This is a genomic window from Nostoc sp. DSM 114159, assembly GCF_053470285.1.
Map to the genome: position 1 here is coordinate 4,853,722 of NZ_JBPFEH010000001.1, position 16,424 is coordinate 4,870,145.

The 16,424-nt window shown below is 42.9% G+C and carries 13 protein-coding genes; 1 reads left to right on the top strand and 12 read right to left on the bottom strand.

Annotation, left to right across the window (positions count from 1 at the left end):
* Positions 1–52 precede the first annotated feature (52 nt).
* The 12 genes from ACR5KR_RS20065 to ACR5KR_RS20120 form a co-directional block, all read right to left on the bottom strand.
* Positions 53–2,575, bottom strand: coding sequence for an endonuclease MutS2 (locus ACR5KR_RS20065; protein WP_448267742.1), 2,523 nt, complete (start codon positions 2,573–2,575; stop codon positions 53–55).
* Between the two features lie 196 nt (positions 2,576–2,771).
* A complete protein-coding gene (locus ACR5KR_RS20070) occupies positions 2,772–3,068 on the bottom strand; it encodes a DUF2288 domain-containing protein (protein WP_448267743.1) in 297 nt (98 codons plus the stop codon).
* An 84-nt stretch (positions 3,069–3,152) separates the two neighbouring features.
* Positions 3,153–4,190 (bottom strand): AI-2E family transporter, encoded by a 1,038-nt coding sequence (locus tag ACR5KR_RS20075; protein ID WP_448267744.1) that lies wholly within the window; start codon positions 4,188–4,190, stop codon positions 3,153–3,155.
* Positions 4,191–4,396: 206 nt separating this feature from the next.
* Complete coding sequence (locus tag ACR5KR_RS20080) at positions 4,397–5,035, bottom strand: lysophospholipid acyltransferase family protein (protein WP_448267745.1); 639 nt, start codon at positions 5,033–5,035, stop codon at positions 4,397–4,399.
* 491 nt (positions 5,036–5,526) lie between these two features.
* The gene (fabD, locus tag ACR5KR_RS20085; RefSeq protein ID WP_448267746.1) at positions 5,527–6,408 is read right to left on the bottom strand and encodes an ACP S-malonyltransferase; all 882 of its coding nucleotides are present in this window, start codon (positions 6,406–6,408) and stop codon (positions 5,527–5,529) included.
* Between the two features lie 101 nt (positions 6,409–6,509).
* Positions 6,510–7,502, bottom strand: a complete 993-nt coding sequence (locus ACR5KR_RS20090) for a beta-ketoacyl-ACP synthase 3 (protein WP_448267747.1) — start codon at positions 7,500–7,502, stop codon at positions 6,510–6,512.
* Positions 7,503–7,722: 220 nt separating this feature from the next.
* Complete coding sequence (gene plsX / locus ACR5KR_RS20095; protein WP_445630803.1) at positions 7,723–8,745, bottom strand: phosphate acyltransferase PlsX; 1,023 nt, start codon at positions 8,743–8,745, stop codon at positions 7,723–7,725.
* A gap of 272 nt (positions 8,746–9,017) precedes the next feature.
* Positions 9,018–10,499, bottom strand: a complete 1,482-nt coding sequence (locus ACR5KR_RS20100) for a leucyl aminopeptidase (protein WP_448267748.1) — start codon at positions 10,497–10,499, stop codon at positions 9,018–9,020.
* A 527-nt stretch (positions 10,500–11,026) separates the two neighbouring features.
* Positions 11,027–12,193, bottom strand: coding sequence for an EcsC family protein (locus ACR5KR_RS20105; RefSeq protein WP_445632062.1), 1,167 nt, complete (start codon positions 12,191–12,193; stop codon positions 11,027–11,029).
* 152 nt (positions 12,194–12,345) lie between these two features.
* Complete coding sequence (locus ACR5KR_RS20110) at positions 12,346–12,525, bottom strand: type II toxin-antitoxin system PemK/MazF family toxin (protein WP_445630801.1); 180 nt, start codon at positions 12,523–12,525, stop codon at positions 12,346–12,348.
* Positions 12,526–12,736: 211 nt separating this feature from the next.
* Positions 12,737–13,522: an alpha/beta fold hydrolase gene (locus ACR5KR_RS20115; protein ID WP_448267749.1), complete on the bottom strand. Its 786-nt coding sequence runs from the start codon at positions 13,520–13,522 to the stop codon at positions 12,737–12,739.
* A 158-nt stretch (positions 13,523–13,680) separates the two neighbouring features.
* Positions 13,681–14,406: a lysophospholipid acyltransferase family protein gene (locus ACR5KR_RS20120; RefSeq protein ID WP_445630799.1), complete on the bottom strand. Its 726-nt coding sequence runs from the start codon at positions 14,404–14,406 to the stop codon at positions 13,681–13,683.
* Between the two features lie 375 nt (positions 14,407–14,781).
* Here ACR5KR_RS20120 and metG point away from each other — a divergent pair, with 375 nt between their 5' ends.
* Positions 14,782–16,401, top strand: a complete 1,620-nt coding sequence (gene metG / locus ACR5KR_RS20125) for a methionine--tRNA ligase (protein WP_445630798.1) — start codon at positions 14,782–14,784, stop codon at positions 16,399–16,401.
* Positions 16,402–16,424 lie beyond the last annotated feature (23 nt).

Below are 16,424 nucleotides of genomic sequence, written 5' to 3' on the forward strand. Positions count from 1 at the left end.
GGAAGGCAGGGCGGGGACAGGGGTTTCCCCATGAGTGACTGCCGCCGCAGCTTCATTTGATGTGAGCAACGGTAACACCACTACCGCCATCTGCTTGTTCTGCTGGTTCGTAGTTGTTCACTCTGGAATGCTGTTGCAAAAAGGCGTGAACTCCTTGTCGCAGCTTACCAGTACCATACCCATGAATAATCCAGATTGGACCTGTAGCTTCGGAAATCGCTTTATCTAAAATGTATTCAGCATCAGCCACGCGTTTACCACGCAAATCGATGGTATTTTTGGAAGTCCGAATTTCTGGGACAACTGGTGGTGGCGGGGTTACTGCTGCTGGGGCTGGTTTGGCTTTAACAACTGGTTCGGGTTTTTGACCATCTAGAGATTCTATGTCTTGCAACTTCACAGTCATCTTCATTAGCCCAAAGCGAACACTTAACTCGCCATCTTCATCGGGGGCGGTAATCACATCCGCGATCTGTCCCAATTTTGGAATGCGGACGCGATCGCCGACTTTGGGCATAAACCCAACTTTTGGCTTTGCTGGTGTTACTGGCTGATATTGCTGGCCAATTTGATTCAAAGCATTGGTGGCTTGCTGGGCTTCTTGGGCTGTGGGCGTACCTTTCTGCAAACGGCGGATTACTTGGGCAATTTCACCTTTTGCTTGAGCGATCGCTTGTTGGACTGCTACTTCCTGTGAAACCCGCAAACTGCTTTCCCTTTCCTCCAAACTTGCGGCTTTTGCAGATACTTCTTTGTATAAACGTTCCGCTTGCTGCAACAAAACTTGGGCTTCCGCAGCTTTGGTTTCTTGGCGGCGGCGTTGCGCTTCTAAGCCAGCAATCACCTGGTTAACTTCATCTGTGGCTTCTCCAACTTGGGTTTTCGCCTGTTGTACAACTTCTGGTTTTAATCCCAAGCGCAGGGCAATTGTCAGGGCGTTAGAACGTCCGGGGATGCCCCACAGCAGACGATAAGTAGGTGACAGAGTACTTTCGTCAAATTCTACAGAGGCATTTTCAAACCGATCGTCTTCGTATTTCAGGGCTTTTAGTTCGCCGAAGTGAGTAGTGGCGATCGTTAACTGGGCATGGTTGGCAAGATATTGCAACAAAGCGATCGCTAAGGCACTACCTTCTACTGGATCGGTTCCTGCGCCGACTTCATCAAGTAAAACGAGTGCTGAGTGCTGAGTGCTGAGTGATGGAGAAATAACTCCAGTCTCCTGCTCCCCTGCTCCTCGGTCACTGAGCGTAGTCGTTCGCGCAGCGTCTCGTAGAGAAGTGCTGCTCCCCTGCTCCCTTGCTCCCTTGCTCCCCTGCTCCTCTACTTCCTCATTTCCCAATGCTTCCAAAATCCTACTAATCCGGCGGATGTGTCCAGAGAATGTGGATAAACTCTGCTGTAAGGATTGTTCATCGCCAATATCTGCCAGCACTTTATCAAACCAAGGTATTTCTACTGGTTCGCGGGCGGGGACAAATAAACCCACTTTGGCCATTAATGCTGCTAACCCCAAAGTTTTTAAAGTTACAGTTTTACCACCAGTATTAGGCCCCGTAATTGTCACCACCCGAATTTGCGGACCGATCAGCAAATCTACAGGAACTACTGGTTGCCCTTGTTCGTGCTGTTGCTGCCACACTAACAGAGGATGCCGCAAGTTCCGCAAGGTAATCATTTCCCTGTCTTCCCGCTGGATAAATCGCGGGGGATTCGCTCCTAGCCAGAAACTATATCGCGATCTAGCGGTTGCCAAATCCAAAGTGGTGGCGATCGCTAACAATCTCTCTAAATCTGGTTTAACTGCGGCTACTTGTTCAGTCAAAATGCGGCGAATCGTTTCTTCTTCGGCTTGCTCTCTTCTGATAATTTGCCGCAGTTGGTTGCCTAGAGGTACTACTGAATTCGGTTCCACATACAGGGTGGCCCCGCTGGTAGAGGTATCGTGGACTATACCGGGAATAGCATCTTTTTGGGGTGCTTTTACGGGGATAACAAAGCGATCGCCCCGTTGCGTAATCAGCTGTTCTTGAACTGCGCCAGATTTTGCCTGTAAGATATTTTGCAGCTTTTGGGTAATTTGGCTGCGTACTCGCCGCAAGTCTGTGCGAATTTCTCCCAGTTTTTGACTCGCGCGGTCAGTTACCTGGGCCCGTTCATCAATACAGCGGTGAATTTCCTGTTCTAGTTCTGGATAAGTCCGCAAATCGGCAACCAAATCAGTCAATATCGGCAAATCTTCTTGATTGTCGATGACACGGCGCAAATTTCTGGCACCAGCTAAGGTGGTGGCGATCGCTAACAGTTCTTCCCCTGCCAAAACTCCACTGCGTTCTGCTCGTTCTAGAGAATCGCCAATATCTTGAATTCCTTCAAATGATAGTCCCGTGGTCAGGCGACTTTCCAGTTGGTAGATTTCTTTGGTTTGCTCTAATAACTGTTCGCTTTGGGTCTGAGAATCAGGTATTTTCAGATGATGCGCAGCTGTCGCCCCCAGCTTAGTTGCGGCAAAGGTGGCAAGGTGCTGGCACAGGCGATGCCATTCTAATAATTCTAAGGTTTCAGATTGGATCAAGGTTTCAACATCTAATCTGAAATTATGGTAACAATTCTAGCTCCTAGATGGATAAATCTTAAAGGAGAAAATTTTGCTTTAATTCAATCAGCCAGATAGTCCGTGGCAATAGCTAAGTAATAACTGACACATTAGACTAGCTTTTTTGAGAAAATACCGCAATATTAACTGCCATCGAAAACAACATCGAAACAAATTAGGCAGCAACTATTTCTTGGACTAGAACGTAAGGTTGAACGATGAGAGTATTAAATCGTTTAGTGCGATCGCCATTCCATTCTCCCACTTGTACTGTTGTGGGTTTGGTAATTAATTGTTGATCGATCCACTGTTCTACTGGCGGAATGTTATCACTGGCGATCGCTACTCCAACATCCACCAAGTCTAGCTCAAGCGCTACCAAAATTACTGCATCTCTTTGTACATGAGGAATTAGCCACTCCCACTCTGCCTCATCCAAAATTTCTGTTAATTCCGCTCTTAAATCCGACATTATTTCTCAATTTGTCTTGGCTAACAAACTATTTTACATTAATTACTACTTCTTAACTCCTAACTCCTAACTCATAACTCATAACTAAACTTCAGATTTCATTTCATCAATTTCAAATAAAGACACAATTACTCCAGCGATGGGAATAGATATAAAAACACCTAATAATCCTGCTACTCTCGCCCCAACTAATAAAGCAAAAAACACAACTACAGGATTAAGATTCAGCGCGCCTTGCATAATTCTGGGCGCAATCAAGTTGTCTTGTATTTGCTGGAGGACAATACAAGTTATTAATACTTTGACTGCTAACCAAATACCTTGAGACAATACAAATAAAGTTACTGCGCTTACTCCTAATGTCGCACCTATGCCAGGAATGATATCAACAATTCCGATTATTATTGACAAGCTCAAAGCAAAAGGTACTTTTAATAGTAAAAACACTAAGAATGTTGAAACTGTTAAAAATGCGCTTAAGAGCAACTGACCTCTAAAAAATCCTAAAAAAGACTTTCTGATTATATTTGTAAATCTGTTACGACGTTGTTTTGGTACTATTTTTAAAATAAAATTCCAAAGTTTATCTCCATCTAATAGCATGAAAAAAGCCACAACTGCAATCAAGATAAAAGTGACAAAGTTGGTCATAAAACCTTGTAAAATGGCTAAACTAGTCACAAGAGTGGATACAGCTTGATTTCGCAATTGTTCTTCAATAAAACTTAAATCTATCTGTAAATTACGGTTTCGCAAAAGTCCTTCTAGTCCCTCTAATAAAGGTACTAAAGAATTTAAAAATGCAGTGATACTATTAATTAATTGTTGTCCTTGAGATAAAACTGTTAAGCTCACAGTAATTATCAGACCGCCTATAATCACAATACTGAGCAAGAAAACGACACCAACAGCTATCCCGTGGGGCAAAAAACGCCGTAGCCCTTGTACAGGATAGCTGAGTAAAAAAGCTAAAATTGCTGCAAATGTAAAAATAACAATGACCGATTCAAAATAAGCTAAAAGTTGTACAATTGCCCAGCCAGAAGCAACCAAAAGCAAAAAGCGAACTAATGCCAGATTATTTAATCGCTCCCAAAAATTCTTGGCTTCAAAGCCGCTCATAATAATTCATAATTCGTAATTCGTAATTCGTAATTAAGCCATAAAAACGCTAGTTGTTTAGCGCGATCGAGTTAGCCGCCCTGTAAGATTGAGAGTTATTTGTTGGAAGCCCTTTACTTTATTGCTAGAGGAATAGAGTTTAAGATTAGAGTAATTTAATCGCGATCGCTACCTCCCTAAAGCATATATCTGTAGTTTCTCTAGATTCATCGTCCTAAATCATGCATTTCGTTAATTACTGTGGCACACTTTTGTGTCAACGCTTCCAATTCCTCTTTATTACTGGAACTGGGAGGATCAATCAAGTTACCAATTCTGACAGTGATGGGAACTGCGCGAGGTAGGGACGCTCCTTTTTGTAAAATCCCTTCAGTACCCCAGACACTCACCGGCAATATTGGGGCTTTTGCTTTCGCCGCCAGCAGCAATGCGCCTCTTTTGGGGTCTGTAATTCGACCATCTGGGGTGCGAGTACCTTGCAAGAAAACACCGACAGCCCAACCTTTATTGAGATATTCTAGGGCGGAACGGATGGCATTGCGATCGGCATTTCCCCGACTTACTGGGTAAGCACCATACAATTTAATCGCTTGCGCCAAAATGGGGATATTAAATAACTCTTCTTTTGCCATATACGCCACCGGACGACGTACACAATTAGAGACAATCGGCGGATCGAAGTAACTAGCGTGATTACTTGCTACTAATAGAGGCCCTGATTTGGGGACATTTTCCGCACCATAAATATGGCCCCGAAAATAAGCGTGAAGCATGGGGCTGACGACTGACCATTTAAAGGCGTGGTAAAGTGCCAGACTGATCAACGGTTCGCGGTTTTTGTCCACAGAAGATAATGCAAATCAAACTGAATTTAGCATAAGCGATCGCAACACCCAGATCAAACGCAAAAAAGCTATAGATATGAATTGCTTCACTCTTCTGTGAACACTAAATCTAGAAATCTTTGGAATTTAGCAGTATGTTTCTCACTACAGTCAGTATTCTTGGATACAAGATTAACGAATTACTCTAACAAGGTTATTTGACTTTTTTCACAACTAAAGATGTAGGTAAAGGATCTGGATTAGATTTATCTATTAGCTACAAAATTGTGACTGAACTACATCAAAAGACCTCTTGGCAAAAGTGCTTTTTGCACTCTTGGGGTAAAGGTTTTGGTTAAAGGGGAAAGGGACTTTTGCAGAACCTTTTCCCCTTCCCCTTTACCCTTTTACCGACAAATACCAAGAAGTCTAAGGTAAACTTGATGATTATAATTTCACATTAGGAAAGGGCACAGAATTTGTCGTCACCCTACCTCTAAAAGCTAAAAAAATTAAACAGGTAAATCACTAACTTTCTGGATATTTTGTAAAATCAAATCAGGGCTATTACGTTTAATCAAGCCAGTTAATACTTTACCAGGGCCAATTTCCATTACTCGCTCGATACCGTTGGCTGGTAATTGCAGACAAATTTCTCGCCATCTTACAGAACCAGTCATTTGTTCGTTCAGGCGTTGCTTTAAAATCTCAGCATCAATAGACGGAATTGGTTCGACATTAGACAGCACTGGCACAATTGCGGGTTGAAATTCCACAGATTCTAAAATGTCTTGGAATTCCGCAGCTGCTGGTGCTATTAAATGTGAGTGAAATGCTCCAGAAACTTTTAGGGGAACCGCACGCTTTGCTTTAACTTGAGTCATCACCGCTTGTACAGCCTCAGTCGTGCCTGAAATTACCACCTGAGCCGAACTATTATCATTTGCTATTACCACATCAGGCATTTGAGCAATGACTTTTTCTAACTGTTCGCGGTCAAAGTTCATCAAAGCTGCCATCATCCCATCGATGGAACTATCCATCAGTTCTGCACGACGCTTCACCAGATATAAACCAGCCGACCACTCAAAAACACCTGCTATATAAAGAGCAGTATATTCTCCCAAACTGTGACCAGCCACTAAATCTGGCTGGTGTCCTCGTTCTCGAAGCAGGTCAGCAAGAATGCTTTCGACCACATACAAACTTGGTTGAGTATACAGCGTCTGTGATAACTTTTCTTCTTGAGTTTGACAAATTTCAGTTACAGACCAGCCCAAAATATCCTCAGCTTTGGCAAGCTTGTCTTTAGCGGACGGTATATCTAGTAAATCCATTCCCATTCCCAGCGTTTGGGAACCTTGTCCGGGAAACACCCATGCAGTTTTTGTCATTTGTCAATAGTCAGTGGTCATTGGTCATTTGTCATTGGTCATTTGTCGTTAGTTATTAGTGAATAACAAAGGACAAAGGACTAATGACAAAGGACAATATATTATCTTCCCCATTGAAAGATTGCCGCGCCCCAGGTAAGACCGGCACCAAAGCCCGATGTAGCAACGATGTCATTGGTTTGAATTTTACCTTGTTGTACTGCTTCATCTAAAGCTAAGGGGATGGAAGCAGCTGAGGTATTGCCGTAATGGGCGAGATTACTAATAACTTTATGTTCTGGGATGTTCAGGCGTTGGGCAACGGCATCGATAATCCGCTGATTGGCTTGATGCAATATCAGCCAATCTATTTGGTCAACGCTAAGGTTGGCTTGAAACAAAGCTTTATCAATTATTTCTGGCACTTTTTGGACAGCAAAGCGGTAGACTTCTTTGCCGTTCATCGTAATCGGTTGGTAAGTACCTTTGGTGATATTGACATCAGTCACCAGTTCTTGGGAAGTACCTGCATAAGCAAGGTTGAGGTAATGGTTTTGAGTACCATCACTTTTAAGTGCAAATCCTAATAAGCGATCGCTTTTGGCAGCCTGTAACACCACTGCTCCGGCACCATCACCAAACAATACACAAGTCCGCCGATCTTCCCAATCTACCCAGCGAGAGAGGATATCTGCCCCGATCAAAAGTACGTTTTTATATACACCAGTTCTGATGTATTGGGCTGCTGTAACCAAACCAAACACAAAGCCAGAGCAGGCAGCGGTCAAGTCAAAGGCGACTGCGTTAGTAGCTCCCAATTGCGCCTGTACTTGACAAGCACTACCAAACAAATCATCAGCGGTGGAAGTCGCTAGCAGAATCAGGTCTATGTCTTCTGCTTTAATTCCTGAAGCGGCGATCGCCTGACTGCTGGCGGCAGTAGCGAGTACACTCAAGGACTCAGATGGCAGAGCTAATCGACGCTGACGAATTCCCGTTCTTGTAGCGATCCACTCATCTGATGTTTCAACTAGTTCGCTCAATGTCTCGTTGTGTAGGGAAGTCGCTGGTACTGCCGAGCCGCTTCCGGTAATTGCTACGCCTAAGTTTTGCACTCCTAATCTCCCAAGCTATCAGCTTTTTGTCTTTTGTCATTTGTCCTTTGTCATTTGTCCTTTGTCATTTGTCCTTTGTCATTTGTCCTTTGTCCTACCCTTCGGGAAGACGCCCGGAGGGCGTCTATGTCTTTTGTCTTTTGTCCTTTACAAATGACTAATGACCAATGACTAATGACCAATGACTAATGACTAATGACCAATGACTAATGACCAATGACTAACCACTTTCGCGCTCTAGGATATATTGGGACTGAATTCGTTGTATCACCTCGTTGTCAACGGCTTCTTTTGCCATGCGAATTGCATTAAAAATTGAAGGTGCTTGGGAGCTACCGTGACCGATAAAACAGACTCCTGCCACGCCTAGCAGTAAAGCACCACCATGTTCTGCGTGATCCATTCGCTGCTTAATCCGCTTCAAGTTGGGTTTTAAGAGTGCTGAACCAATTTGACCGTGTAATCCTTGGGGTAATTCTTCCCGCAGAATTTGCAGAATCACTTCTCCAACGGCTTCGGCAAATTTTAACAGTACATTGCCGACAAAGCCATCGCAGACAATTACATCAAAGCGACCGGAAAGCACATCACGCCCTTCAGCATTGCCAATAAAATTAATTTGGGAATTTTCGCGTAGCAGTTGGTGAGCGCGGACGGCTGCATCATTGCCTTTAGAGTCTTCTTCACCGATGTTCAGCAAACCCACTTTCGGTTCATCTGTACCCAAGACATACTTACTGTAAGCCGATCCCATAACGCCAAACTGCTCTAAAAACTTGGGACGGCAATCTACATTTGCGCCGACATCAAGTACTAGCACTGGCTTCCCAGCAATAATCGTGGGGAAAACTGTCCCGATCGCTGGGCGATCGATTCCTGGCAATCGTCCTAAGCGGAGCAAAGCTGATGCCATCGCTGCCCCAGAGTGACCAGCCGAAAATACGGCATCTGCCTTTTGTTGCTTGACTAAATCCATCGCTACATTAATAGAAGCCTTGCGTTTGCGTCTAACTGCATTTAAAGGCTCCTCATCCATAGCGATCGCTTCTTCAGCAGTCACGATCTCTACCTGCCCTAAACTTGTTTTTGATGGCAAGGCAGCTTCTATTTGTTGGGGATCGCCAACTAACAATACATCTACACCCAATTCTTCTCTTGCTCGCAATGCGCCAGCAACGATTTCACCGGGTGCATGATCCCCTCCCATTGCGTCAATTGCGATCCGTACGCGAGTCGATCCCATTGCTCACAGCTTCTAGAAACCTTACAAATTTTACCAGATGGCAATGCCCGAAAAAGCTTAATTTTCTGAGCGCCAAATTAATTCTGTTACTGTTGCAACAATTTTTACTGGCAAGCTCAAGATAGCACGAATTGTTAAGTATTGGGCATTGGCCAAACAGGGCATGGGGTATGGAGAAGAGACAAGGTAGACAAGGAAGAGGGGGGAGACAAGGGAGAGATTTATTTAATAATCCCCCTTGTCCCCCTTGTCCCCCTTGTCTCCTCTACTCCCTATTCCCCGCTTCCTAGTACCCAATCAACTAGCGTCCGAACGCCGTAGCCAGTTGCCCCTGAGCTGTTGTAGCCATTTTCTTTATCTGTCCATACTGGGCCAGCAATATCTAGGTGCGCCCAAGGGGTTTGTTTGACGAATTGCTTGAGGAAAAGGGCGGCGGTGATTGCACCACCTGGACGCGGCCCTGTATTTTTCATGTCCGCAATACCAGACTTTAACCCTTCAAAATATTTTTCTTCCATTGGCATCCGCCAAATCTTTTCTCCTGAAGTTTGGGCAGCTTTTTCAAGCTGGGAGGCTACAGCATCATCAGGAGTGTACAAACCAGCAATATCGTCACCCAAGGCAATGACGTTAGCACCAGTCAGGGTAGCTAAATCAACGATCGCATCTAAGCCTAATTTGTCGGCATACACTAAGGCATCTGCTAAGGTTAAACGTCCTTCAGCGTCGGTGTTGTTCACTTCAATTGTTTTGCCATTTGATGCTGTGAGAATGTCTCCAGGGTGCATGGCGTGACCGCTAATCATGTTTTCGGTTGCTGCTGAGATGAAGTGAACTTCCGAATCTGGCTTAATTTGAGCAATTGCTTTGGCTGCACCCAAGGTGGCAGCTGCACCGCCCATGTCAATTTTCATGGTTTCGATGCCGCTACCAGCACCTTTAATGTTGAGTCCGCCGGAGTCGAAGGTTAAACCTTTGCCAATAATTGCTAATTTCTTTTTGGGTGTACCTTCTGGCTTGTAAGTTAGGTGAATAAATTTCGGTGGCAAATCGGAAGCTTGGGCTACTCCCAAAAATGCACCCATGCCTAACTTTTCACAGTCTTCTCGTTCTAAAATTTCTAGTTGTAAACCATAATCTTTGGCGATCGCTTGAGCAGTTTCGGCTAAGGTAATTGGTGTAACTGCGTTGGCTGGTGCTGCGACTAATTGCCGTGCCAAATTTACCCCAGAAACAATTTGATTGGCGCGGGTAATGGCGGCTTCTTGTCCACCGAAACCCAGTAAATCTATACTTTCTATTTGTGAACCTTTATCTTCTGGTTCGGATTTAAAGCGAATATCTTGGTAAAGTGCTAACTCCACACCTTCTGCGATCGCTTGGGCACTCGCTGCTGGATCGTTATTCCACAATGGAAAACTAAATCCCAAAATTTTGCTTTTTTGCTTTTTTGCCACCCTAGCTACAGCCGCAGCAGCACGACGCAGAGTATCTAGTTTTAACGCTTCTGGTTTGCCTAAACCTACTAAAATCAATTTCCGCACTGGGCTACCAGCATTTACACGGGTGAAGATTGTACTGTTGGCTTTACCTTTAAATTCTTCTTCAGTAATCAGTTCTTTTAATACCCCAGAAAACTTTTGATCTAAAGTAGCTAGTTCTCCGGTTAACTCTACTGCATCTTCAAATAATCCAATTGCCAAACTATCGCCTGCCCACTCTAGTAAAGGCTTATCACTAGGTTGAATTGTCATTTTGGGATTTTCTGTAAATATTCCTTCTTGTACCAGTATTGCTCAAAATTCTTGTTTCATGCTAAGGGGAGTGGGTATTGGGCATGGGAAATTGGGCATTGGGCATGGGGGAGCAGGGATCAGTAAGTATAAATTAACGAATTAGTATAAATAGCACTCATTAACGAGTCTTTGATCCTCGTTAATCCACCTCGGAACTCCGTTAACGAGTCTTTGATCCTCGTTAATCCACCTCGGAACTCCGTTAACGAGTCTTCGATCCTCGTTAATCCACCTCGGAACTCCGTTAACGAGTCTTTGATCCTCGTTAATCCACCTCAGAACTCCATTAACGAGTCTTTGATCCTCGTTAATCCACCTCGGAACTCCGTTAACGAGTCTTTGATCCTCGTTAATCCACCTCGGAACTCCGTTAATGAGTCTTTGATCCTCGTTAATCCACCTCAGAACTCCGTTAACGAGTCTTTGATCCTCGTTAATGAAGCTATGAACTTTACTGTTTTACCTCCTCCCCCATGCCCTATGCCCTATGCCCCAATTTTATTTGTGTCAATATCAAATTTGCTGGCGATCGCTTCTATTATTATTTGTTCAACTGCTGTAATCTGATTGTCAAGCTGGGCAATTTTTTTACACTGAACGAGCAAAGGTATAGCAAAATCACGATCCAGCTGATTGAGCAGTATATCCAAAGGCTTGGGTGATTTGATATTTTGGGCAATGGCATCCAACGAGGTAGGACTGAGTTTTACAGCTTGTAATTCTGGCAAAATTTCTTCCAAAGTCTTATCTGGATGACTAGCTAGGATCATGTGAACTAAGATTTGATCCATGACGGCTTCTTGAGCGATCGCACTTTCTAGATACTTTTCACTTTCGGCTTTTAATATTGCTAATGTCTGTGGCGATGCTAAGGAAGTGGATTCATCCAGCTTGGCTTCGTAAAATCGACAAGCAGCATAGCCCAATGAATAGATCATCGTTGCATTTGAACTAGCTCCAATCACTGCACCCGCCAAGGGCACATTTCGCAGCAAGCCTAATCCCGCAGCTTTCAACAAACGCTCTCCACCCAAAGCCAACCCAAAAATTGCTAAAATTTCACCTTTCCGAGCAGGATCTTTTAAATCTAGCCCGTAGACAGATGCAATTTGATAAAGCATTTCTGACTGTAATTTTGTTGTGGCTGTTAAATTAATTGCCAACAATGCCACTGCTATTCCTGGCAAAATACTAGTGGTTAGTCCAACTGTGGCTGCTTTAGTTGATTTTTCCACCATGATTCGGTGAGCAAGCTGGCTGGGTGATTCATTTGGATACTGTTTCTTCAGCTTGTTTACCGCTGCTTCTGCTTGTTCTAAATTAATAAGGTTAGTATCGTTAATGAGCCAATTGAGATTTAAGACTCCAGATAGTTTTCTAATCAGCCAATTTTCGCTGAGGCGATTTACAAGCTGACCGCTGTTTTGAGTTGTTTGCTCAATAAACTTGTGTGTTTCTTTTGCCGTCGCTTCTCCTACCCCTATTGCTGTATCTAAAACTGCTTGACTAGTCTCAGCAATAGTTTTAACAAAAGACTCTAATACAGAAGGTTCATTGTCTATTGATGATTTAGGCTGAATTGCTACTTCTGAAGTTTCTCTAGATGAATTAACTAATTTATTCACCTCTATGTCTTGGAGTTTGTCTGCCATTGCTCGACACCATCTTGTAAAGCCACTTTCTTTTGGTTGTAGCGAAGTCTGAGTGGCTTTGACATCTCTCGATAAGTACAATTCGTCAGAGTAAATAGGAATTATTCTGAGCTTTAACTATAGACATAAGATGGATGACAAAGGTTATAATTTTACCACTGATAACCTAATGTCAACAACACTTTGGCTTCTAAAATAGTGAGTATTTCTGGAGTCAAAATGCCCAGTTTTATTTGCAATCTTGTTTTATCAATTACCCGCAATTGGTGGCAAAGAGCAACTGAATCCCGTTCTAATCCACCTTCACCACTTTGAATTAATATAGGACTCATATTTGATTTCTGAAAAAACTCAGTACACTCCTAAATCAATTTTTTCCTGTTCCCCGTTCCCTGTTACCTCCCTACGCAAATATGTTCATTAATCAAATCGGATTCCTAACTTTTCCTTCTTACCAAAAAAAGCAAAATCAAGGTTGTGAACTCTCTGAATTTAGGTGTATCAAACTTTTTACTTATTAACTCTACCTTTATCAGCTTGATTTTATAAAAAGTCGTTATCCTTAAGAATTTCATAGAGATTAGTATCTTGCTCTAGCAAGCAAGCGTGTCCACAATGGGGCAACACTACAATCTTGTTATTTGGTAAGATTTTCCCTATTCGGTTGACTTCGCTTACAGAAGGCAAAAGGCGATCGCTAGCACCAGCAATCAACAAAACTGGTTGAGTTAAACGCTTTAACTTTTCCTCATCAACATCAAACTCTCGCAGTAAAGACAACCGCCAAAGAACGGTTTCTGCCGGTACAGAACGCATCGTTTTTAGCAAATCGTGGCGATCGCTGCGAGAAATGCGTGACAAAGATGCTAAAAATGGCAACAAGCCTAGTGCGCCAATATCATACAATCCTGATGGCACTAGGTAAGTTAATTGGGATGCCCAACTTAGCCAAGGGCGAAGATGAAAAGACGAAGCTGGGTTAATTAGGATAATTCGCTTAAATAAATCGGGTGCTTGGATTGCCACTTTCATTGCCAAGCAACCACCAAAGGACTCACCGCACAGGTAAACTGGTCTTTGAGAGCTTTTTTCTAATTCGGTGTCGATCAAGTCCAATACACTCTTAGTTAGGACATCCCAAGTGTTAAGGTCTTTCCGGGGTAGCGCCAAACAACGGACATCAAAGCCAGCTTCTAATCCAGCAGTTTGCGATCGCAATAGTTGACCAGTTCCATCCATTCCTGGCAAATAGACCAAAAGTGGATACTCTGGCTGTACTCGTTTAGGAGTCAGGAAACAAGGATTTAGCTCAACTTCTGTGATAGTCATTGGTCATTTGTCATTGGTCATTGGTCAATGGTATAAAACTTTTGGACTGCTGAATTGTTGCTTTTATGAGCTTTGGTACTTTTGAGCAAAAACAAAAAAGTCTCGGAACAAGCTAGTGAAAGTCATGGAGACAATCCAAAATTTCAAATCGAATGGCTCTAATAGCAACCTTGACGCAGTAAATTGCTAATTTCGCCCTGACAGTGTTCTGTCAGTTCAGTCACAACAGTTCTGGCGTGTTTACCATGATATTTTTTATGATGTTGGGGCGTAATCCAATAAGGACGACCGATTAACACCGCAACTCGACGATAAATTACCAAGGGATGCCAACCATTTTGCTTAAATAAAGGTTCTGAAGGGTCGAATACACTCAAAAGTCTTAATGGGAAGCCATTGGTGTTTACTTCTTCTAAGGAAGCGATCGCGATCGGCAAAATAGCTAAATCCTGCACATTAGCTCGCAATGCCAAATGGGCAAATCCCCGTTGAAACTCACCCACCTGGCTTGGCTGAGTAAATTTCACCATTGGTGCAGTCCCTTCTGGAAATACTCCTACCATCTGCTTGGACTGTAATAGCACCTGTGACTGCGAAAAAAAGCTTTGCTGGCGGTTTTGAGTTTCTTCCAAGGGAAAACACCCCAATTGACCGGTGACAATCTCCCGCATGACTGGAACTTGTCCCATGTAGTGATGGCAAGCAAAGCGAATCGGACTCGATAACGCCGCCATTAAAATCAGTGCATCCATAAAGCTGCGGTGATTGCTGACTACCAAAACGCTCGCATCCTGGGGAATGCGGTCTTCGTAATAGCGGAACATTTGCGTTGAGAATGCCGCCACCAAAGCGCGAGAAATCTCTAGGGGGCTATTTCCACTCATACTTAATCAATATATTTTCCGGTAAATATGGCAATTTGTCTGAATTTGATTTTTACATTTCTTTACTATTGCCATGACCGTCTTAAGATAGAAATATCTAATCTACAAGAGTAATTAGATTTTCTGTATTCTCGATTATGTATTCTCGATCACAATAATATCTAATATAAACTATTCAAAAAAATTATGATTAGTTAGTTTCCATTTTTTAGGTAAAAATGAGTTTAATTGATGCGTATTAAAAAACAATTCTGGACTCGATCGACTCGCTAGTATGAAGATGTGATTGGAAAAAATGGTAATAATGTTGTATAATTGCCTGGTTTTACCGATCAAAGGTAAGATGTAAAACGTTTTAATAAGTTAATTTTTATTTTGTATGAATCTAGTGAAAAAAAGATGAATAAAAAAGAATTTACATTTGCACTGACTACACCCCTATATTATGTAAACGATATCCCTCATATAGGCAGTGCTTACACGACGATCGCAGCGGATGTAGTGGCGCGATTTCAGAGATTACTGGGACATCAAGTATTACTAATTACAGGTACAGATGAACATGGGCAAAAAATTCAGCGATCGGCAGAAAGTTTAGGGAAAGCGCCACAAGAATTTTGTGATGAAATTGTCCCTAGTTTCGTGAGTTTATGGCAATTATTAGATATTCAATACGATCGCTTTAGTCGGACTACTGCGCCTCATCATCAAGCGATCGTTAAAGAATTCTTTGAACGAGTCTGGGAATCTGGTGATATTTACCAAGGACAGCAACAAGGCTGGTACTGTGTATCCTGCGAAGAATTCAAAGAAGAACGGGATCTGCTAGAAGGACACCGTTGCCCAATTCATACTAACAAAGAAGTGGAGTGGCGAGACGAACAAAACTATTTTTTCCGCTTATCAAAATATCAAACTAAGCTGACAGAATTTTATCAATCTAAACCGGATTTTATTCAACCAGAAAGTCGGCGCAACGAAGTCCTCAGCTTTGTCAATCAAGGACTGCAAGACTTTTCCATTTCACGAGTGAATTTAGATTGGGGCTTTCCCGTGCCAGTCGATCCCAAGCACACTCTCTATGTCTGGTTTGATGCGCTGCTAGGTTATGTCACAGCATTACTAGAACCAGATGCAGAACCAAGTTTAGCAAATGCGTTACAAACATGGTGGCCAATCAACTTGCATCTAATTGGTAAAGATATTCTGCGCTTTCATGCAGTTTACTGGCCAGCAATGCTGTTGTCGGCTGGCTTACCCTTGCCAGAGAAAGTATTTGGGCATGGCTTTTTGACTAAAGACGGGCAAAAGATGGGCAAAAGTCTGGGTAACACCCTCGATCCTGTGGCATTAGTTAAAAGCTATGGTAGTGATGCCGTTCGTTATTACTTCCTTAAGGAAATCGAATTTGGCAAGGATGGAGATTTTAATGAAGTTAGGTTCATTAATGTTCTGAATGCAGATTTGGCAAATGATTTAGGTAATTTGCTCAATCGCACCTTGAGCATGGTGAAAAAGTACTGTGCTGAGAATAATGTCCCATCAATCGGCAATGAAGGGATTCCTGACGAAAATCCTTTGAAAGCAATTGGTTTACGTCTAGGGGAACAGGTGAAACAAGCATACCAAGAGCTAGCTTTCAGTCAAGCTTGTGAGGCTATCCTTTCACTGGCGCAAGCCAGTAATAAATTTATTGATGAACAAGCTCCTTGGTCATTATATAAACAGGGACAGCAGGAGTCGGTGGAAAAGGTTCTCTACGCAGTTCTAGAATCAGTTAGACTAGCAGCTTATCTGCTATCCCCAATTATTCCGAACATTAGTAGCGATATTTATCAGCAGCTAGGCTTCAGAATAAATTTTAACGATCAAAAACAAAGTTCAGTTACGGCTCCTTTTGCCATCCATGCTAAATGGGGGCTACTATCGAGCAAACAACAGTTGGGTAAACACCAACCTGTTTTTCAGCGAATAGAACCTCCGAAAAACGATTAGTCCTTATCAAACTCTGATTTTGT